The sequence below is a fragment of the Leucobacter sp. 7(1) genome, from assembly GCF_900163635.1.
In the GTDB taxonomy this organism is placed as follows: Bacteria; Actinomycetota; Actinomycetes; order Actinomycetales; family Microbacteriaceae; genus Leucobacter.
The window spans coordinates 22,961-42,405 of record NZ_FUID01000065.1 but is presented as its reverse complement, the minus strand read 5'-3'; the positions used below and the strand labels follow the sequence as shown (position 1 = coordinate 42,405).

The window sequence follows — 19,445 nt, the reverse complement described above, 5'->3', positions numbered from 1 at the left end:
ATTAACGGGTTCGGACGAATCGGACGCGGCGTACTCCGAGCGATCTTGGACGGGAGAAGGTGCTGCGGTAGTCGGTCGGCGTGGTGCCGAGCACGGCACGGAAGTGGCGTCGCAGGTTGGTGGCCGAGCCGAGCCCAACCTCGGCGGCAATCTCATCAACGCCGAGATGTGTCTCCTCAAGCAGTTCGCGCGCGCGGTCCACCCGCGCCCGCATGATCCACTGCATCGGGGAGTACCCGGTCTCGTCAAGGAACCGGCGGGAGAAAGTGCGGGATGACACCCGCGCGTGCGCGGCGAGTTGCGCGATGCCGAGCGGCTCGGCGAGGTGTCGCAGCGCCCACTCGCGGGTCTGCGTGAAACGCTCGCCGTGCGGAGCCGGGACCCCCTGCGGCAAATACTGGGCCTGTCCCCCACTCCGGTACGGGGCCGCAACGAGGCGGCGTGCGGCATGATTGGCGACCGCCATCCCGGCCTCCTTTCGCAGGATGTGCAGGCACAGGTCGATCCCGGATGCGGCACCGGCGGAGGTGAGCACGGACCCCTCATCGACAAAAAGCACGCGCTCGTCGACCTGAATCTCGGGGTAGCGTTCCGCGAGAATCTGCGAGTAATGCCAGTGGGTTGTGGCGCGCTTCCCGTTGAGCAGTCCCGTCTCGGCGAGCGCAAATGCACCGGTCGAGATCGCCGCGAGCCGCGCCCCTCGCGCGTGCGCGGTGCGCAGCGCCTGGGTCAGCTCTGCGGGGGGCGGATCGCGGTCGGGATTGCGGGTGCCGGGGACGAAGATCAGGTCCGCGCGCTCGAGCGCTTCGAGACCGTGCTCCACGTGGTAGGACAGGCCGTCCCCGCCCGCAATCAGGCCCGGTCGCACCCCGCACACATCTACGGTGTAGGGCATGCTGCTGCGCTCGGTGAACACCTGCGCGGGGATTCCCACGTCCAGGGGTTTCGCCCCTTCGAGCACCACAACCGCGACTCTCCTCATACCCCCAGCGTACGGCCTCCGCGTCCCCGATTCCCAGAGAGTGAGAGCCGCGCCACTCTGTCTGGGATACCGGACAGTGAGCCGTCGTGCCGCGTTGTTCGCCCCCGCTGCACACGATGGGATGGAGTCATGCGTTGCACGGTCGCAACGCCCCTCCCGAAAGGACCCGAGCATGACTCTTCCCGGCGCCCGTCCCGTCCGCGCACCCCGCGGCACCGAGATCTCGGCCAAGAGCTGGCAAACCGAAGCCCCCCTGCGAATGCTGATGAACAACCTCGACCCCGAGGTCGCCGAGCGCCCCGATGACCTCGTCGTCTACGGCGGTACCGGCCGCGCCGCACGCAGCTGGGAAGCCTACGACGCGATCGTCGACACGCTGCGCGATCTCGAAGAGGATGAGACCCTGCTCGTGCAGTCGGGCAAGCCCGTCGGCGTGTTCCGCACCAACGTGTGGGCACCCCGCGTGCTGATCGCGAACTCAAATCTCGTGGGCGACTGGGCGACCTGGCCCGAGTTCCGCAAGCTCGAGGCCGAGGGGCTCATGATGTACGGCCAGATGACCGCCGGATCATGGATCTACATCGGCACCCAGGGCATTCTGCAGGGCACCTTCGAGACCTTCGCGGCAATCGCACGCAAGCGCTTCGACGGAACGCTGGCCGGCACGATCACCCTCACCGGCGGCTGCGGCGGCATGGGCGGTGCCCAGCCGCTCTCGGTCACTCTCAACGACGGTGCCTGCCTCATTGTGGACGTCGACGAATCGCACCTGCAGCGCCGCGCGGGCAAGCGCTATCTTGACGAGGTCACCACCGACCTCGACGAGGCTCTCGCCAAGGTGCAGCAGGCGAAGGACGAGCGCCGCGGTCTGTCGGTCGGACTCGTGGGCAACGCCGCCGAGGTGTTCCCGGAGATCCTGCGTCGCCACCGCGCCGGTGAGATCACCATCGACATCGTGACGGATCAGACGAGCGCGCACGATCCGCTCTCCTACCTTCCCATCGGCTACGACGTGGCGGATCGCCTCGCCCGCGCCGAGGCCGACCCCGAGGGCTTCACCCGTGACGCCCGCGCCGCAATGGCTGCGCACGTGCAGGCAATGGTTGAGTTCCAGGACGCCGGTGCCGAGGTCTTTGACTACGGCAACTCGATCCGCGATGAGGCACGCCAGGGCGGCTACGACCGTGCCTTCGAGTTCCCCGGATTTGTCCCGGCCTACATCCGGCCACTGTTCTGCGAGGGCCTCGGCCCGTTCCGCTGGGCTGCGCTCTCAGGCGACCCCGAGGACATCCGCGTCACCGATGAGGCGCTGCTCGAGCTCTTCCCGGAGAACGCACACCTGCACCGTTGGATCCGCGCCGCACAGGAGCGTGTCGAGTTTGAGGGACTGCCCGCCCGCATCTGCTGGCTCGGCTACGGCGACCGCGCGAAGGCCGCCGTGCGCTTCAACGAGCTCGTCGCCGAGGGCAAGATCAGTGCACCGATCGTGATCGGGCGCGATCACCTCGATTCGGGCTCGGTTGCGTCCCCGTACCGCGAGACCGAGGCGATGGCCGACGGCTCCGATGCGATCGCGGACTGGCCACTGCTGAATGCGCTGACGGCCGCGTCCTCGGGCGCGACCTGGGTATCCCTGCACCACGGCGGCGGGGTGGGCATCGGCCGCTCGATCCACTCCGGCCAGGTCTCCGTGGCGGACGGTACGCCACTCGCTGCCGAGAAGTTGCAGCGCCTGCTCACCAACGATCCCGGCATGGGCGTGATCCGGCACGTCGACGCCGGCTACAAGCGGGCGGTTGATGTCGCCGCGGAGCGCGGGGTCCGCGTCCCGATGACGCCGACGATCCGCAACACCGACGAAGCCTGGTAAGAAGAGGGCATGGGAGAACCGACATCATGACGCACACACTGGTGATCGACAACATCGGCGAACTGACGACAAACGTGGGTGAGCGGCTCCGCGACGCCGCGGTTGTCGTCGCCGACGGCGTGATCGCATGGGTGGGTGCGGCTGCCGACGCACCAGCGGCGGACGAGCGCTTCGACGCAGCCGGGCGGGCGCTCCTGCCCGGCTGGGTCGACTCCCATTCGCACCTCGTATTCGCCGGGGACCGCACCGCGGAGTTCGAGGCCCGCATGGCCGGCGAGGCGTACGCCGCCGGAGGGATCAACGTCACTGTCGAGGCAACCCGTGCCGCATCGGACGCGGAGCTTGAAGCGAATCTGACGCGACTCGTTGCCGAGGCCCGGCGCGGCGGCACGACAACCCTGGAGACAAAGACAGGCTACGGCCTCACCACGCCGGACGAGGTGCGCGCGGCCCAGATCGCGGGCCGTCACGCCGACGCGGTGACCTTCCTCGGAGCGCACGTGGTGCCTGCCGGATCAGACCCGGCCGCGTATCTCGACCTCGTGACGGGATCAATGCTTGACGCGGTCGCCCCGTTTGTGAGCGCTGTGGACGTGTTCTGCGAGGAGGGCGCCTTCGACCGGGCGGCGTCGGCGCGAGTGCTCGACGCCGCCCGGCGGCACGGCCTCGCGACACGCGTCCACGGAAACCAGCTCGGGCACGGCCCCGGGGTGCAGATCGCGGTGGAGCACGGGTCCCTGAGCGTGGATCACGTCGGGTTCTTGAGCGACGCCGACATCTCGGCGCTCGCGGAGTCATGGGCGGACGGGACCCGCGGCACAGTCGCGACTGTGCTGCCCGCCTGCGATCTCTCGACCCGGATGCCGTTGGCCCCGGCTCGGCAGCTCCTCGATGCTGGGGTCACCGTGGCCATTGCCTCGAACGGCAACCCCGGGACCTCGTATACGAGTTCGATGGCATTCTGTGTCGCAACTGCCGTGCTGCAGATGGGGCTCACGATCACCGAGGCCGTGCGTGCTGCGACCCTCGGTGGCGCGATCGCCCTTGGCATGCACGAGGACGGGTGGCGGGACCCGAGCGGCGCGATCCAGCGCCGCGTCGGCGTCATCGAGCCCGGGGCCCGGGCCGATCTACATCTGCTTGAGGCACCCGCCGCGACGCACCTTGCCTACCGCCCGGGCATGCCGCTCACCGCGGCCGTGTGGCGGGCAGGCGAGCGCGCCATCTAAGCGCTTGCGCCCGGGGGCTCCGGGCTGCGCCGCCGCAGCCGCGGCACCGCAGCCACGAGCTCCCGGGCGTACTCCGTTGTGGGGTGCGTGAGGATCGTGCGTGTGGGCCCTTCCTCGACGACGCGCCCCTCTCGGAGGACGACGGTGCGCTCGCAGACCGCCGCGACCGCGCTGAGATCGTGCGACACCATGATCAACGCCAACCCGCGCTCCGCGCGCAGCTCGGTGAGGAGATCGATGACTTGGGTGCGCGTCGTAACGTCGAGCGCGCTTACCGGCTCATCCGCGAGCAGTACGCGGGGGTTCGACACTGTTGCCCGTGCGATGGCGATCCGCTGGCGTTGACCACCGGAGAACTCGTGCGGGTACCGCTCGAGCGTATCCTCGGGCAGACCGACAGCCGCAATCGCCGCCGCCACGCGAGACCGAGCTGCGGTGCCGGTGGCAAGTCCAAGCGAGCGCAGCGGCTCCCCCACGATGCGGTCGATCCGCTGCCGCGGGTCGAGCGAGGAGTATGGGTCTTGGAACACTGTCTGCACGCTGGCGCGGAAGCGCCGCATCTGCGCGCGATCCCGCAGCCGGAGCGTTGCGCCGTCGAACCGGACCTCCCCAGCCTGCGGCGCGCGCAGCCCGAGCAGCAGAGACAGAATCGTGGACTTGCCGGATCCGGACTCCCCCACGAGCCCGACAGTTTCACCGGCCGCGACGCTGAGTGATGCGTCGTGCACAACCGTGCGTTTTCCGTAGGCGAAGCTCGCCTCGCGCAATTCCAGCAGACTCATCGTGTCTCCTCCGAAGAACGCCTGGGTGCCGCATCGAGCGCCGCATCGAGCGCCCGGGCGCTGGCGACAAGCCGCTGCGTGTACTCGTGTTCGGGGGCCCACAGGACCCGCTCAGTCGCCCCGGTTTCCACCGCTCGGCCCCGCTGCATGACGGTGATCCGGTCCACGATCTGTGACACGACGGCGAGGTCATGGCTGATGAACAGCAACGCCATGCCGCGCTCGCGGACGAGCCGATCAAGCAGTGTGAGCACGTCCTGCTGCACCGTCACATCGAGTGCCGTTGTCGGCTCGTCCGCAATGAGGAGCCGCGGCTCGGCACCCAGCGCGATCGCGATGGCGATGCGCTGGCGCTGGCCGCCCGAGAGCTCGTGCGGGTACGCGCGCGCAATGCGCGGCTCGGTGAGGGCGACCTCGGCGAGCGCGTCACGCACCGCCGTATCGAGCGCGGCCCCGGTGAGACCCCGGTGCCGCCGGATCGGCTCGGCCACCTGCTTGCCGACGCGCATCAGCGGATCGAGCGCGGTCAGCGGCTCCTGGAACACGATCGAGGCCACGGGCCCGCGCAGGGGCCTGAGCACGGCGTCTGCGGCACCGACGGTCTGGGTCCCCGCAAGCCGCACCGAGCCGCTGGCAGTAAGTCCCGGAGCGAGCAGCCCGGTCACGGCCAGCGAAGTCACGGACTTTCCGGACCCGGACTCACCGATCAACCCGAAGCGTTCCCCCGCGGCAACTTCGAATGAGACGTCAGTCACGAGCGGGGTGCCGTCGGCCGTCGTGACGGTGAGGCCCCTCACGACGAGCAGGGGCGCAGGAGGGGCAGCGAGCGCGGGAGGGGCAGCGGGTGCGGCAGTCATCGGGCTCTCCGGGTCGTGGGATCAGTAAAGACGCGTAGGCCGTCCGCGATGAAGTTGACACCGAGCACGAGCACAACAAGCGCGACGCCCGGCACGATTGCGCCAAGCGGGGCCGTGAGCACGGTGCCCTGCGCCTCCTGCAGGAGGCGCCCCCACGATGCGTTGGGCGGCGGGGCCCCGAGGCCAAGATAGCTGAGGCTCGCTTCGGCGAGCACGGCGATCCCGAACTGCAGGGCAAGCGCCGACGCGAGCATGGGGGCGATGTTGGGCAGCACGTGGCCGAACACGATCCCGGGCCAGCGCGTACCACTCGTGCGCGCCGCGGTGATGTACTGTTCCTGGAGCACTCGTTTCGCAAGCACCCGAGTGAGGCGCGCGATCACCGCGGACAGACCCAGTCCAATCGCAAGAATCACCGAGCCGAGCGAGGCCCCCTGCACCGCGACGATGAGCATCGCGAGCAACAGCACGGGGAAGGCGATCATCACGTCGAGCCAGGCGGAGAGCGTGTCATCAAACCAGGGACGCGCAAACGCCGCAACGAGCCCCAGGGTGATCCCGAGCACGGCGGCGATCGCTACGGAACCCGCCCCCACGCTGAGCGCGATTCGTGCCCCGATCATGAGCTGGGTAAACAGGTCGCGGCCCAGTTTGTCCGTGCCGATCCAGTGCGCGGGGCTCGCAGCCTCAAGCCGACCACCGCTCGTGTCCCCCTGGGCGTACGGGAGCCACACAAGCGACACGAGCGCGAGCAGCACGACCGCACCGGTGAGCGCGAGCCCCAGGATGAGCGTTGCGCGGCGGGAAGTGCCGCGGGAGGTGCGAGGTCGGGGCGGCGTCAGGATCTCTTCACTCATCGGTTCCCCGAAACACTCTGGCGCAACCGCGGGTCGACGATGCGCTGGACCACGTCGGCGGCGAAGCCAACAAGCAGGACAAACAGGGTACTGACAACGAGCACGCCCTGAATGGTGACGTAGTCATGTTGGGTGATCCCGCCGAGCAGCAGGCTTCCCAGCCCTGGGAGACTGAACACGCTTTCCACAACGACCGCGCCGATCAGTGCCGTGGACAGTTCGATGCCGAAGATCGCGATGACCGGCACCGACCCGTTGCGCAGACCGTGTCGGATCAGCGCTTCACCAAAGCCGGCCCCGTGCGCCCGTGCGGTGCGCAGGTAGTCGCTCCCGAGCACGTCGAGCGTCGCGGTGCGGACGTAGCGGGCGAGGGAGGCGCTCATCACGATCGCGATTGTCAGCACCGGGAGGATCAGCGAGGTCAGCGCCTCGCCAGGGTTGGCCCAGTCGCCACGCGGGAAGCCACCGGAGGGCAGCCAGCCCAGGCCGAGGGCAAACAGCCAGACAAGCAAAATACCGACCCAGAACGTGGGCACCGCGATCCCGAGCTGCGAAAAGCCGGACAGCAGCGTCCCGTACCAGCGATCCGCTTTCACGGCCGCGGTGATCCCGATCACGAGCGCGAGCACGACCGCCAATAGGAAGGCAAGCACCGTCAGCGGCAGGGTGACAACGAGGCGGGCGGCGATTTCGGGGCCGACGGGAAGCTGACTGATGAGCGAGGTGCCGAAGTCGAAGCGCAGGATCTGCCCGGCCCACAGGGTGAACTGGTGCCACAGCGGCAGGTTCGAGCCGACCTGCTCCTGGGCGGCCGCGATCTGTTCTGGGGTGGCGTTCACCGAGAGCAGCGCGTTCGCCGGGTCCCCCGGCAGGAGCCGGAGCAGCACGAAGATCACGATCATGGCGACCGCGAATGACCCGAGCAAGAACCCGAGCCGGCGTGCGAGGTACCGAGTCATATCTGTCATTCTCTCGTGGGGCTGCCCCCACGCGCGGACCCGCCCGGCGCGTGTTCCGTCGGGGAACGCGTGCCGGGCGGGTCAGGGTGTGCGGTGTGCTGTGTGGCGCGGTTTAGCCCTTGACGATGTCGTAGGCGAAGAACTGGGAGTTCAGGCCGTTCACCGGGTAGCCGGTGACGTCGCTCGCGGACACGACGATCTGCGGGAAGAGGTACAACCAGGCACTTGCCGCGTCCTCCGCGATCTGCCGGTTGACCTGCTTCAGGAGTTCGGTCTGTGCGGCCTCATCCGGTGCCTGCTCAGCCTCGGTCACCCAGCGCTGCACATCGGCGTTGTCGTAGCCCCAGTAAAAGTCCGGGTTGCCGTACCAGACAACGTCGCGGTCGTTCACGTGTTCCTGCAGCGTCGCTTCGAAGTCGCGCTCCTTGAACACCTTCGAGTACCACTCGTCGGCGCTGATCGTGTTGATCGTCACTGTGACGCCCACCTTGGCGAGCTCCGACTGCACAAACTCTGCGACGACAGGGTGCGGATCGTAGCTCGGGGTGTCGAGCGTGAAGGCGAAGCCGTCTGCGAAGCCCGCCTCCGCGAGCTGGCGCTGTGCGAGCTCCGGATCGTACGGGTTCACCTCAGTGAGGTCTTCGTACCAGGGGTCGGTCGGCGGCACCATCGACCCAATCAGCGTGCCATAGTCACCCCAGATTGCGGAGAGCAGCTTCTCACGATCAATCGCTGAGGTGAGCGCTTTGCGTACGAGCGGATCGGAGAACGGCTCGACCCGATCATTGAAGGCAAGCACCTCCTTGGTGGTGGAGTTGCCCGCGCTAATCGTGTAGTCCGCGTTGCCCTCGAACTGATCCAGCAGATCCGGGCTCTGCACGCTCGTGATGAGGTCGAGCTTGCCCGTCTGGAGCGCGTTATTCTGGGCCGTCGCGTCGGTGAAGTAGCTGAACTCGACGCCACCGTTCGTGGCGGGCTCGCCCCAGTAGTCGTCCCACCGGGTGAGCGAGAGGCTGCTGCCGCGCTTCCATTCGTCGAGCGTGTAGGGGCCCGTGCCATCCTCAGAGCTCATGAGATCCGTCGCCTCGCTGTTCACGATCCAGACGTAGCTGAGGTTGTAGACAAACGAGATCGAGCGGTCGTTCAGGCGGAACACGACAGTCTGCTCATCCGGGGTCTCGATCGACTCGATCACGGCGAAGCTCGACTTGCGAGCGGACTGCGAGTCCTCCGCGGTGACCGCCTCGACGCTCGACTTCACATCGGCCGAGCTCAGCGCCTTGCCGGAGTGGAAGGTGACACCGTCGCGCAGCGTCACCGTCACTGTCAGGCCGTCCTCGCTTGTCGTGACGTCCTCGGCGAGCAGGTTCTCAACCTCACCCTCGTCCGTGAGCTTGAACAGCCCCTCGTAGACGTTTCCGGTGAGCGCCTCCGTGACGCCCTGCCCGCCGCCCGCGGTGTTCGACAGGTTCACAGGCTCGTAGAGCGAGCCGACCGCGATCACGGCGTCCGGGCCCGCAGCACCGGCACCACCACCGGCGCAGCCGGTCAGGAGCAGAGCGGCAGCGGCGACCGCGGCGATCGCTGTGGTGGTGCGCTGGGCGCGACCGAAGGGGTTCTTCACGGGAGTCTCCTGAGTGAGTGAGGGATCAAGTGAGTGGGGATCACGTGCGTGCGGACGTCAGAGCGCGTAGATGTCGAAGTCGCCGCTGAACAGCACCTGCTTCTCACCGGCCCGGACGGGCTCGGGGAAGCGGTTCTGCGCCGGCGGCATCGGGCAGTTGTACTGCACGGAAAAGCCGCAGGGTGGCACAAAGGCGCGGTTAAAGTCGAGGAGCACCGTGCCCGGATCGCCGAAGGCGGCCCCGTCGGCGCGCTGCACAAACAGGAACCGGCCCGCCCCGTACGTGGCGTCCTCCCCCGCCGCGGTGTTCGTGGGATCACCGAACACGAGGAGCAGCGTACCGCCGTCGTCAAATGCGGCGAAGCGGTAGTCGACGCCGTCACGGGTGAAGGTGATGTCGCCCGGCACCACGAGATCGCGGCTGCCGCCGTTGTCGCGGATGTGTTCAAACGGGACCGTGCGATCCGCCGCGACGGGCGTGAACTGTGCGGTGATCACCCACTCCGGGGCGAAATCAAAGGCGGTGATCCTGTCGAACGCGCGGATCGCGGGCGATGCGGCATCCCACACGCGGACGCCGTGCTCGGTCTCCCCGGTGTCGATGTTCGTGCGGGCAAGTGCGGTGACGGTAATCCCCGCACCCGCAGCTGCCTGTTCGGCCTCGGTGTCGGGGATCTCACCGGCGGGCAACCACCGGGTCTCGACAAGCGAAAGATTGCCGGTGGGGCCGGTCACCGCGGCGGCACGATCCTCACGCCAGGTTGCGTGGGCGTCTCGGGAGGCCGCAATTGCGTCGTTGTGCGCGGAGTCATTCATAATGATCACCATTCAATAATATAACGCCAGCGAATGCCAAACTGTGACGGCACATGACAAGCCGCTATCCCGAGCTCCGGCCGTGGATACGCGTCGAGAGTAGCTCAGCGGTGGCGCGCAACTCCGTGACCAGGCGGTCCTCGTCGCTCGCAGAAAGGTCCTCGTCACGATACGTCAGCGCCACCGCGGCGACCGGCCAGCTGCGGTGATCGAGCACAGGCACGGCCACCGAGGAAATCCCCTGCGTCACCGCGCCCCGCTCGACCGCGTACCCGCGCGTCTGTGTCTCATCGAGCACCGACCGCAGCTTTGAGTAGCGATCGATGCGGGCGTCGCCCTCGATCTCGTGGCGGTGCACAAACGCGTCGCGATCCGGGTACAGCGCTCGGACCTGCGCCTTCGGGAGCGCGGCGAGGATCGATCTCCCGCTTGCCGTCAGGTGCATCGGCAGCCGCACGTCAACATCGCTCACAAGCGCTGGCCCGCCACTCAGGCGCTGCTCGACGAGATACACGATGTCGCGGCCGTGCGGGGCCGCGAGGTGACCGTTCGCGCGGGTTCGTTCGACGAGGGCCGCGACAAGCGGCCGCCCAATCCGGGTCAGCGGTTCCTGCCGTGAATAGGCGGAACCCAGCTCGAGCGCCGCAATCCCGAGCCCGTAGCGCTGCTCCTCTGGCAGGTGCATCACAAAGCCGTGCGCCTGCATCGTGGTCAGCAGGTGGTAGACGGTCGATCGCGGGAGCTCGAGCTGCGCCGCGATCATCGAGGCGGGCAAGGGCCCGCGCGCGGTCGCCAGCAAGCGCATGATGCGCAGCGTCTGGTCCGCGGCGGGCACCTTGACCTCGTTCATAGGGGAACTCTAGCCCGATACCGCACTGCGCGAGTCGACACCGGCATGCGCGTCCTCATCTCCGGTGATGAGCTCGTCCGGAACATACTGGGTCCGCTTCGCGAGCGGGTAGTACACAAGCGCGGTCGCGACAATCGCGACAATCCACGAGATGTCCGCCCCGCCCATCGCCTTCGCGAGCGGCCCCTCGTACAGCGCCTGGTTCATGAACGGCAGCTGTACCAGCACACCAAAGAAGTAGCACCCAATCGCAATCCAGTTGAAGTCCTTGTAGGGGCCGTTGTCCTCGTAGAGCGCGGGGATATTGACCCGCTCCTTCGAGATCAGGTAGTAGTCCACAAGGTTGATCACGCTCCACGGCACGAACACCGAGAGCAGCGCCAGCACGAAGTTCTTGAACACCCCGAGGAATCCAACCTCGTTCGCGACGATCGCGAACACAAGCGCGAGCAGGGTAAACGCGACGATGATCCCGGTCCTCAGCGCCTGCGAGATATGGCGTTGCTTGGTCCAGCCGGTGATGATCGTGAGGATGCACATGAAGCCACCGTAGGCGTTCAGCGAGTTTACCGAGAGCTTGTTCACGACGATCACCACATACATGAGCGTGGCAATGATGCCGCCGCCCGCGATCGTACCCACGGTCCCGACTTGGTTCCCCAGGAACACCTCCGTCCCGACGGTGCCGGCGATCAGCACGCCCAGCGTCATCGCGATCTGCCCGCCGAGCACGGTCCCGAGCAGCGTCATCCAGAAGGTGGACCGGACGGTTGTCTTACTGGGCAGGTAGCGGGAGTAATCGGCCACGTAGGGGGCAAACGTCATCTGCCAGCCGGCAGCGAGTGCGACCGCGAGCAGGAACGACGCGGAGCTGAACTCGACCTGGCCGAACGCCGAGGACACGTCGTAGCCCAAGAAGAGTCGGATCGCCACGTAGCCGAATCCTACGGCCCCAACAACGGCGGCTATGCGGCCGATCACGTGGATCAGGCGGTAGCCCACCACGGCAATCACAGTGGTCATCAGGCCGAACACGATCATCCCGACGATCGGGATATTCCACCCGAAGATCAGGTTGATTGCCTGCCCGCAGAGCACGATTCCCGTCATCTGGAAGCCGAGGTACATGAGCACGGAGAGGATCAGTGGGAGCGCGGCACCCTTCACCCCAAATTGCACGCGGCTCGAAATCATCTGCGGCAGGCCGAGCCTGGGGCCCTGGGCCGAGTGCAGCGCCATCGTGATCCCGCCGAGCAGGTTTCCGATGAACAGGCCGATGATGGCGGCGAGCGCCTCGGTGCCAAACGTGACCGCGAGCGCACCGTCGACCACCGCGGTGATCGTCATGTTCACCCCGAACCACAGTGTGAACTGGTTGGAGGGGCGTCCGTGGCGTTCCCGCTCGGGAACCCGCTCGATCGTTCTGATCTCACGGGTCATCAAGCTTTCCGCTGGACTGTCTGGGTGGCCGGTCGTCATAGTCCGTACTCCATTCGTGTGCGCCATTGCAGTGCGGGTCGTGCCGGGGCACGGCCCAGCCCTCCGCCTCGGCGGAGGGAGTATGAGGGTCCCGGGATCCGGGAGGGGCCGTTACCCGAGCGGCTCCGCGACCGCGCCGGTCACGGCGTCGAGGACCGCGCCGCTCGCCACGAAATCGTGTGCGGCCGTGAGGTCGGGTGACAGAAATGCGTCGACGTCCGGGGCAGCGATCCGCGTTCGGAAGAGCGCGTGCACCGCGCCCGTCGCGGGGCTGGGCGTGCCCTCCCCCGCGGCGATCCGGAAGTCGAGCGCGCGCGTTGAGGCGAGCAGCTCGATCCCGAGCACCCGGGTGAGTCCGTCGACGGCTCGGCGGAGCTTCCGCCCGGCGTGCCAGCCCATCGACACGTGATCCTCCTGCATCGCCGAGGAGGGGATCGAGTCGACGCTCGCCGGGACCGCTAGGCGCTTCAGCTCGGAGACGATGCCCGCGGCCGTGTACTGGGCGATCATGAGGCCGGAGTCGAGGCCAGCATCGGCCGCGAGGAACGGGGGCAGCCCGTGGTTGCGCGACACGTCGAGGAATCGGTCGGTGCGGCGCTCTGACATGCTTGCGAGATCCGCCACCGCGATCGCGAGGAAGTCGAGTACGTAGGCGACGGGAGCGCCGTGGAAGTTGCCGTTCGATTCGACCCGACCATCGGGAAGCACCACGGGGTTGTCCACGGCGGAGCGCAGCTCGGCCGCGGCAACTCGAGCTGCGTGCTCGGCCGTATCGCGGGCGGCACCGTGCACCTGGGGTGCGCAGCGGAGGGAATATGCGTCTTGCACGCGCGTAAATTCGCCCTCGGTGGGGCGCTGCACAAGCCCGGATCCCGCGAGCACCGCGCGCATGTTCGCCGCGGCCGCGGCCTGCCCTGGATGCGGGCGGAGCGCCTGGAGGTCGGCGGCAAACACGGTGTCCGTGCCCGTCAGTGCTTCGACGCTCGCCGCGGCGGCGACATCGGCGACGGTCAGCAGAGCGGTGAGATCGTGCAGGGCCAGGCAGAGCATGCCCAGCATGCCGTCGGTGCCATTGATGAGGGCAAGGCCCTCCTTCTCTGCGAGCACGAGCGGTTCGATCCCGTGGACAGCAAGGGCTTCGGCTGCAGGAACCGGGGCAGCGTACGGGTCGTTCGTGGGGCGCACCTCGCCCTCCCCCATGAGCGTGAGGGCGCAGTGCGCGAGTGGGCTCAGGTCGCCGGAGCAGCCGAGTGAACCGTACTCATGCACCACGGGCACGATGTCGGCGTTCAGGATCGCAGCGTACGTCTCCGCGACCACCGGCCGGACACCCGTGCGGCCACTCGCGAGCGTGTTCAGGCGCAACAGCATGAGCGCGCGCACAACCTCACGCTCGACCTCGGGCCCGGTGCCTGCCGCATGCGAGCGGATCAGGCTGCGCTGCAGCTGCTGCCGCTTCTCGCTCGGGATCTGCACTTTTGCGAGGGCCCCGAAACCCGTCGAGACCCCGTAGTGCGGGCGCGTGTCATTTGCGAGTCGCTCGATATCCGCGCGACTGGCGGCGAGCGCGGTGAGTGCGGCCGGTGCTAGTTCGACGCGGGCACCCGCGCGAGCGACGGCGACGACGTCAGCGATGGTGAGGGGCGCGGCCCCCAGGACGACGATGGGGCGCTCGGTGGCGACGGTGCCCTGCGCGATGGTGCTCTGTGACATACCTCGATTCCAGCGCATTGGGCGTTGCCCTGCCCGGTCCGACACGCCGCAACCGTCTGGGATCCCAGACGCAGCGATTCCTCGCTCGCGTCACGCTGCGCCCGCGCTTGCTAGCGTCAGGGTATGAGCACAGCTGCCCTTTCCCACGACCCATCCTGGCCACGCACCGGAGCCTGGCCCGCACTCGGTGAACTCGATGCGGACCTTGCCCTGATCGGTATTCCCACCTCGGCGACATCGTTGTCCCCGACACACGCGCACCTCACGCCCACCGCCGTGCGGGAGGCGCTTCGCCGCTACTCCAGCCACGTCGTCGCGTCCGGCGTCCCCGGAGCACGCGGCACGGAGGCCGAGCTTGTGCTCGACGAAGCCCTGCGTATCGTCGACGCCGGCGACGTGACCGATCCCGACACCGTCGCCGGCGAGGGTACGGCGACAGCCCGGGTCGCCGAGGTCGCGGCGCGCGCTGAACTTGTGGTCGCGCTCGGCGGCGACAACGCGCTCACGGTGCCCGCGGCGCTCGGCGTTGCCGGCGACCGACTCGCTGACGCCGGACTCATTACGCTCGACGCCCACCACGATCTGCGCGATGGGCGCAGCAACGGGTCCCCGGTGCGCCGCCTCGTCGAAGCCGGACTGAACCCCCGCAGGATCGTCCAGATCGGCATCGCGGACTTCGCGAACTCGCGCGCCTACCGGGAGCGGGCGAAGGACCTCGGCATCACCGTAATCCACCGCGACGAGCTTTTCGAGCGCAGCCTCAGCGAGGTCGCCGCGGAGGCGCTTGACATTGCAGGCGCGGGTGGCGGACCGATCCACGTGGATCTCGACGTCGACGTGTGCGACCGGAGCGTGGCCCCCGGCTGCCCGGCCTCAATCCCCGGCGGCATCCAGGCGCACGAACTGCGACGATTCGCCCGCCTGTTCGCCGCAGATGCGCGCGTGCGTGGGGTCGACATTGCAGAGGTCGACGCCGCGGCGGATGCCCCCGACGCCCGCACCGTGCGCCTCGCCGCGCTCCTCGTGCTTGAGTGCGCGGCCGGCCTCGCCCTTCGCCTGGGCCGCTAGCGGTATTGCCCCGCTAGCGGTGTTGCCCGCTAGCGGCATTGCCCGCTAGTGGGGCCGCTGCCTGTCCGCGCGCCCGCCTGCCCGGGCCTGCCATTCACCCCCGCTCCCGGTCATCAACACCACGGAGATTCACGGAGATCGCGGAGATTTTTCCCCGATTATTCGACGCGGGTGAAGGATCTCCTGCGCACGCGTGACTGGCGGGCAGGTGCGTGAGCGCGTGTGCAGGCAGGCAGGCAGGCTACGCGCGCGCCGCGGCCGCGGCCGCGGCCGCGGCCGGGAGCACAGCGGCGACCCGCTCGAGCGCCGCATCATCGTGCGCGGCAGTCACGAACCAGGCTTCGAACGCGCTGGGCGGCAGGTTGACGCCGCCCTCCAGCATCGCGTGGAAAAACGCCCGGTGCCGGAACACCTCCTGGCGCTGCATGTCGGCGTACGTGCGCGGAGCGGCCGCGTAGTCGCCGAACACGACGCTGAACAGGGTTCCCGCGCGTCCGATCCGGTGTGCGACCCCGGCAGTGCTGAGAGCCTCTGAGACACTGAGCGCGAGGCTGTCCGCGGCATCGGCGAGCCGGGCATAGGCCGCCGCGTCCGCGAGCCGAAGCGTTGTCAGCCCGGCAGCGACCGCGAGCGGATTCCCGGAGAGCGTGCCCGCCTGGTAGACCGGACCGAGCGGGGCGAGCAGTTCCATCAATTCTTTGCGTCCACCGAGCGCCGCGAGCGGCAGGCCGCCACCGACGACCTTCCCGAACGTCACGAGATCCGGCACAACCGCAGCGGGGAGGTCCTCACCGGTAAGCCCTGCTGACTGCAGCCCCCAGTATCCTGCGGGCCCCGCACGGAAGCCGGTGAGCACCTCATCGAGGATCACGAGCGCGCCGTGTCGGTGGGCGAGCTCGATCATGCCGCGGGTAAACCCGGGCTCGGGCGGCAGCACGCCCATGTTGCAGGCGGCGGCCTCGGCGATCACCCCGGCGATGCGCGCACCGTGCTCGGCGAACGCCGCTTCCAGCGCGGGCAGGTCGTTGTAGGGCAGCACAAGCGTCTGCGCGGCAGTTTCGGCGGTGACCCCAGCGGACCCCGGCAAGGCGAGCGTGGCAAGCCCGGAGCCGGCCTCCGCGAGCAGCCCGTCTGAGTGACCGTGGTAGTGCCCGGCAAACTTCACGATCAGTGGCCGGCCCGTCGCCCCGCGAGCGAGTCGGATCGCGGTCATGGTGGCTTCGGTGCCCGTGGACACCAGGCGCACGCGCTCGATCAGCGGCACACGCCGCACGATCTCCTCGGCCAACTCGGCCTCCTCGGGCACCGAGGCACCGAAGCCGAGACCCCGCGCGGCCGCAGCTTGCACGGCTTCGACGACTTCAGGGTGCGCGTGACCGAGCAGCGCGGGGCCCCACGAGGCCACGAGGTCGACATACTCGTTGCCATCGACATCCGTCACGAGCGGGCCCGTTCCCTGCACCAGAAAGCGCGGCGTGCCGCCCACTGATCCGTAGGCACGCACGGGCGAGTTCACGCCACCGGGGATCACGTTGGCGGCTCGCGCCGCGAGCGCCGCGCTGCGCGCAGTCGAGACCGGGCTCATCGCAGCCACCCCGCAAGCTCGACGGCGAAGTAGCTCAGGATTGCATCGGCCCCCGCCCGCTTGATCCCCGTCACTGATTCCAGGATCGCGCCACGCCTGTCGATCCAGCCGTTCGCGGCGGCGGCCTCGATCATGGCAGCCTCGCCCGACACCTGGTAAGCCCACACCGGTACCGGGCTGATCTCGGCGACGTCGGAGAGCACGTCGAGGAAGCTCATCGCGGGCTTCACCATCACCACATCGGCGCCCTCAGCGATGTCGAGTTCCGCCTCCCGTACCCCCTCACGCCGGTTCGCCGGGTCCTGCTGGTAGCCGCGTCGATTGCCGGTGAGCTGAGAGTCGACGGCCTCTCGGAATGGCCCGTAGAAGGCGGACGCATACTTCGCGGAGTAGGCGAGCACCGCGGTGTCCGAGTGCCCTGCCGCGTCGAGCGCATCGCGCACCGCGGCGACCTGACCATCCATCATTCCGGACAACCCGAGCAGCGCGGACCCTGCCTCGGCCTGTGCGATCGCCATCGCTTCGTAGCGCGTCAGCGTGGCGTCGTTGTCGACCTCGCCGGCGGCGTTAAGTACACCGCAGTGACCGTGATCGGTGAACTCGTCAAGGCACAGATCGGTCTGCACCACGAGCGCATTGCCGACCTCCGCGGCCACCGCGCGGGTGGCAACGTTCAGGATCCCGTCCGGGTCATCAGCGGCGGATCCCGTAGCGTCCCGCGTCTCGGGGATTCCAAACAGCATGATCCCGCCGACCCCAGCTTCAGCGGCCTCAGCGGCGGCACGCCGGAGCGAGTCGAGCGAGTGCTGCTGCACCCCGGGCATGGCAGCAATGGGGTGCGGTTCGGTGAGTCCCTCTCGCACGAAGGCGGGGAGGATCAGTTCAGCCGGGTGCACCCGGGTTTCTGCGGCGAGGCGACGCAGCGCCGGGGTGCGGCGCAGCCGACGGGGGCGGATCGCGGGGTGGAAGCTCATGCGGATTCTCCTGTGTGGTGTGGCGGAAAGCTGTGGGGATGGGCGGCTGCGAGTGCGTCGAGCATGCCCGGAACTGTGTGACGCTCGGCGACAAGGTCCGGGGTAAGACCCAGCTCGGCAAGGACTCGGGCCGTGGGTGGGCCGATCGCCACGAGGCGCACGCCGGCGGGCAACGGCAGGAAGCGGACGGCCACCTCGCGGGCCACCGATCCGCTCGTCACAAGAATGACGTCGACGTGGCCCGTGGCGACCGTGCGCTCACGCGCGGGATCGCGCGGAGCGGGGACGGTCCGATAGGCCGTGACACGGGTGACGAGGTGGCCGGCATCCTGCAGCGCGCGTTCGAGTTCGGTGCCGGCCCCCTCGGCGAGGGCGAGCAGGATACGGGTGGGCTGATCCGGAACTGTGTCCGACGCGGTGCCCAGCTCCGCGGCAAGCGCGGCACCGAGGGCGGTGCCCGTGAACTCGCTCACCGGGCGCACTGTCGCGGCGAGGCCGCCCGCGGCGAGCGCGGCGACCGTAGCCGGACCCACGGCGGCAATGCGCCCGGGGCTCGCCCCCGCCGCCGCGACAGCCGCCGCGCCGGCGGCGCTTGTCACCGCAAGCCACTCGTACTCCCCCGCGTTCCAGGCGGCAATAGCGGCGTCAAACGCTGCGGGATCGACGGGCGGCACTGTGGCGATCAGCGGCACGCGAACGGGCACGCCTCCCCGGGTACGGATCGCGTCCTCCGCGCGAACCGCGGCGTCACCGCCGCGTGGCACGAGGATGCGGAGTCCGGTGAGCTGGGCCGTCACCGCCCACCGCCGAGGGGTGCGAGTTCGGCCGCTCCGCGGTCGAGCAGATCCCGCGCAGCCTCGCGTCCCAGCGCACCCGGCGTCTCCCAGTCGCCTGCCTCCCAGCCTGCCGCGACTTCCACGGTGAGCTGCTCGGCACCATCCAGCCGGTACACGGCGGCGCGCAGCACGAGGCTGCCGTCGTGCAGCTCGGCAGTCGCGCCCACCGGGGCCGCGCAGCCCGCTTCAAGTGTCGCGAGCAGGGTGCGCTCGGCGACCGCGCAGGCGTGCGTGTCCGGGTCGTCAAGCGCGGCGAACGCGGCGACGTAGGGTGCCGCGGTGAGGTCTGCCGCACGGCATTCGATTCCCAGCGCACCCTGTCCCGGGGCGGTCGGGACCGTCTCGAGCGGAAAACGCTCCGTGATGGCGGCGCTGAGTCCCGAGCGGTCAAGCCCGGCCGCGGCGAGCACCACCGCGTCAAGGTCGGTGCCGACCCGGCCCAGGCGCGTGTCGACATTGCCGCGAAGATCGTGCACCCGCAGATCGGGGCGGGCGGCGCTCAGCTGCGCCGCCCGGCGCGGGGATCCCGTGCCCACATGCGCGCCGGTCGGGAGGTCGCGAAGCGCGAGGCCGTCCCGCGCGCAGAGTGCGTCGCGGGCGTCTGCACGCTCGGGGATGGCGCCGGTGACGATCCCGTCACACGGCCCCGTCGGCAGATCCTTCAGGGAGTGCACGGCAAGATCGCACTCCCCCGCGATCAGCGCCTCGCGCAGCGCACTCACGAAGACGCCAGTGCCGCCGAGCTGCGACAGCGACTCTCGAGAAATATCACCGTGCGTGGTGATCACGACGAGCGCCACGTCACACCCTGTGGCAGCGGCGACAGCCTCCGCGACAGTGGTGGTCTGCGCGAGCGCGAGCCGACTGCCCCGTGTGCCAATCCGGAGCAAACCCGCTCGGGTATGGATCGGTCCTGCCGCGCGGAAAACACGGCCTGCGGGGATCTGGGGGTGCAGCATGAACG

At 68.8% G+C, this 19,445-nt stretch carries 17 protein-coding genes; 3 read left to right on the top strand and 14 right to left on the bottom strand.

The annotated features are described in order from the left end of the window. Nucleotide 1: 1 nt before the first annotated feature. The gene (locus FM113_RS12190; protein WP_087015077.1) at nucleotides 2-982 is read right to left on the bottom strand and encodes a GlxA family transcriptional regulator; all 981 of its coding nucleotides are present in this window, start codon (nucleotides 980-982) and stop codon (nucleotides 2-4) included. A 172-nt stretch (nucleotides 983-1,154) separates the two neighbouring features. Here FM113_RS12190 and hutU point away from each other — a divergent pair, with 172 nt between their 5' ends. Continuing rightward, nucleotides 1,155-2,852 (top strand): urocanate hydratase, encoded by a 1,698-nt coding sequence (gene hutU / locus FM113_RS12185; protein WP_087015075.1) that lies wholly within the window; start codon nucleotides 1,155-1,157, stop codon nucleotides 2,850-2,852. A 26-nt stretch (nucleotides 2,853-2,878) separates the two neighbouring features. Beyond that, a complete protein-coding gene (gene hutI, locus FM113_RS12180) occupies nucleotides 2,879-4,081 on the top strand; it encodes an imidazolonepropionase (protein ID WP_087015072.1) in 1,203 nt (400 codons plus the stop codon). Here hutI and FM113_RS12175 read toward each other — a convergent pair. The 9 genes from FM113_RS12175 to hutH form a co-directional block, all read right to left on the bottom strand. After that, nucleotides 4,078-4,863, bottom strand: coding sequence for an ABC transporter ATP-binding protein (locus tag FM113_RS12175; RefSeq protein ID WP_087015070.1), 786 nt, complete (start codon nucleotides 4,861-4,863; stop codon nucleotides 4,078-4,080). The genes hutI and FM113_RS12175 overlap by 4 nt on opposite strands. Then, entirely contained in the window at nucleotides 4,860-5,720 is an 861-nt protein-coding gene (locus FM113_RS12170; RefSeq protein ID WP_087015068.1) for an ABC transporter ATP-binding protein, read from the bottom strand. The genes FM113_RS12175 and FM113_RS12170 overlap by 4 nt, the downstream gene beginning before the upstream one ends. Beyond that, nucleotides 5,717-6,577 (bottom strand): ABC transporter permease, encoded by an 861-nt coding sequence (locus tag FM113_RS12165; protein ID WP_087015066.1) that lies wholly within the window; start codon nucleotides 6,575-6,577, stop codon nucleotides 5,717-5,719. Before FM113_RS12165 ends, FM113_RS12170 begins: the two co-directional genes overlap by 4 nt. Continuing rightward, nucleotides 6,574-7,536: an ABC transporter permease gene (locus tag FM113_RS12160; protein ID WP_087015064.1), complete on the bottom strand. Its 963-nt coding sequence runs from the start codon at nucleotides 7,534-7,536 to the stop codon at nucleotides 6,574-6,576. The genes FM113_RS12165 and FM113_RS12160 overlap by 4 nt, the downstream gene beginning before the upstream one ends. 112 nt (nucleotides 7,537-7,648) lie before the next feature. Further along, nucleotides 7,649-9,160, bottom strand: a complete 1,512-nt coding sequence (locus FM113_RS12155; protein WP_087015061.1) for an ABC transporter substrate-binding protein — start codon at nucleotides 9,158-9,160, stop codon at nucleotides 7,649-7,651. 57 nt (nucleotides 9,161-9,217) lie between these two features. Further along, a complete protein-coding gene (locus tag FM113_RS12150; protein ID WP_254908995.1) occupies nucleotides 9,218-9,988 on the bottom strand; it encodes a DUF1684 domain-containing protein in 771 nt (256 codons plus the stop codon). Nucleotides 9,989-10,040: 52 nt separating this feature from the next. Then, nucleotides 10,041-10,826: an IclR family transcriptional regulator gene (locus tag FM113_RS12145; protein WP_087015057.1), complete on the bottom strand. Its 786-nt coding sequence runs from the start codon at nucleotides 10,824-10,826 to the stop codon at nucleotides 10,041-10,043. Between the two features lie 9 nt (nucleotides 10,827-10,835). Next, nucleotides 10,836-12,305, bottom strand: coding sequence for a cytosine permease (locus FM113_RS12140; protein WP_087015055.1), 1,470 nt, complete (start codon nucleotides 12,303-12,305; stop codon nucleotides 10,836-10,838). A gap of 111 nt (nucleotides 12,306-12,416) precedes the next feature. Continuing rightward, entirely contained in the window at nucleotides 12,417-14,018 is a 1,602-nt protein-coding gene (hutH, locus tag FM113_RS12135) for a histidine ammonia-lyase (protein ID WP_087015053.1), read from the bottom strand. Nucleotides 14,019-14,141: 123 nt separating this feature from the next. On the opposite strand from hutH, the gene FM113_RS12130 reads away from it, so the two are divergent. After that, a complete protein-coding gene (locus FM113_RS12130) occupies nucleotides 14,142-15,086 on the top strand; it encodes an arginase family protein (protein ID WP_087015051.1) in 945 nt (314 codons plus the stop codon). Between the two features lie 241 nt (nucleotides 15,087-15,327). Here the strand turns inward: FM113_RS12130 and FM113_RS12125 are convergent, their stop codons facing one another. From FM113_RS12125 to hemC, 4 genes are read right to left on the bottom strand one after another with little or no spacing between them, the layout of a single operon-like run. Next, nucleotides 15,328-16,671, bottom strand: coding sequence for a glutamate-1-semialdehyde 2,1-aminomutase (locus FM113_RS12125; protein ID WP_087015085.1), 1,344 nt, complete (start codon nucleotides 16,669-16,671; stop codon nucleotides 15,328-15,330). Continuing rightward, nucleotides 16,668-17,645, bottom strand: a complete 978-nt coding sequence (hemB, locus tag FM113_RS12120; protein ID WP_087015049.1) for a porphobilinogen synthase — start codon at nucleotides 17,643-17,645, stop codon at nucleotides 16,668-16,670. Before hemB ends, FM113_RS12125 begins: the two co-directional genes overlap by 4 nt. Beyond that, nucleotides 17,642-18,442 (bottom strand): uroporphyrinogen-III synthase, encoded by an 801-nt coding sequence (locus tag FM113_RS12115; RefSeq protein WP_176387204.1) that lies wholly within the window; start codon nucleotides 18,440-18,442, stop codon nucleotides 17,642-17,644. The genes hemB and FM113_RS12115 overlap by 4 nt, the downstream gene beginning before the upstream one ends. Further along, complete coding sequence (gene hemC / locus FM113_RS12110) at nucleotides 18,439-19,440, bottom strand: hydroxymethylbilane synthase (RefSeq protein ID WP_087015045.1); 1,002 nt, start codon at nucleotides 19,438-19,440, stop codon at nucleotides 18,439-18,441. Before hemC ends, FM113_RS12115 begins: the two co-directional genes overlap by 4 nt. Between the last annotated feature and the right edge of the window lie 5 nt (nucleotides 19,441-19,445).

Bases quoted from the DNA above. Each gene is read 5' to 3' on its own strand.
- FM113_RS12190 (WP_087015077.1), bottom strand. From the start codon at position 982: ATGAGGAGAGTCGCGGTTGTGGTGCTCGAAGGGGCGAAACCCCTGGAC.
- hutU (WP_087015075.1), top strand. From the start codon at position 1,155: ATGACTCTTCCCGGCGCCCGTCCCGTCCGCGCACCCCGCGGCACCGAG.
- hutI (WP_087015072.1), top strand. From the start codon at position 2,879: ATGACGCACACACTGGTGATCGACAACATCGGCGAACTGACGACAAAC.
- FM113_RS12175 (WP_087015070.1), bottom strand. From the start codon at position 4,863: ATGAGTCTGCTGGAATTGCGCGAGGCGAGCTTCGCCTACGGAAAACGC.
- FM113_RS12170 (WP_087015068.1), bottom strand. From the start codon at position 5,720: ATGACTGCCGCACCCGCTGCCCCTCCCGCGCTCGCTGCCCCTCCTGCG.
- FM113_RS12165 (WP_087015066.1), bottom strand. From the start codon at position 6,577: ATGAGTGAAGAGATCCTGACGCCGCCCCGACCTCGCACCTCCCGCGGC.
- FM113_RS12160 (WP_087015064.1), bottom strand. From the start codon at position 7,536: ATGACTCGGTACCTCGCACGCCGGCTCGGGTTCTTGCTCGGGTCATTC.
- FM113_RS12150 (WP_254908995.1), bottom strand. From the start codon at position 9,988: ATGGTGATCATTATGAATGACTCCGCGCACAACGACGCAATTGCGGCC.
- FM113_RS12145 (WP_087015057.1), bottom strand. From the start codon at position 10,826: ATGAACGAGGTCAAGGTGCCCGCCGCGGACCAGACGCTGCGCATCATG.
- FM113_RS12140 (WP_087015055.1), bottom strand. From the start codon at position 12,305: ATGACGACCGGCCACCCAGACAGTCCAGCGGAAAGCTTGATGACCCGT.
- hutH (WP_087015053.1), bottom strand. From the start codon at position 14,018: ATGTCACAGAGCACCATCGCGCAGGGCACCGTCGCCACCGAGCGCCCC.
- FM113_RS12130 (WP_087015051.1), top strand. From the start codon at position 14,142: ATGAGCACAGCTGCCCTTTCCCACGACCCATCCTGGCCACGCACCGGA.
- FM113_RS12125 (WP_087015085.1), bottom strand. From the start codon at position 16,671: ATGAGCCCGGTCTCGACTGCGCGCAGCGCGGCGCTCGCGGCGCGAGCC.
- hemB (WP_087015049.1), bottom strand. From the start codon at position 17,645: ATGAGCTTCCACCCCGCGATCCGCCCCCGTCGGCTGCGCCGCACCCCG.
- hemC (WP_087015045.1), bottom strand. From the start codon at position 19,440: ATGCTGCACCCCCAGATCCCCGCAGGCCGTGTTTTCCGCGCGGCAGGA.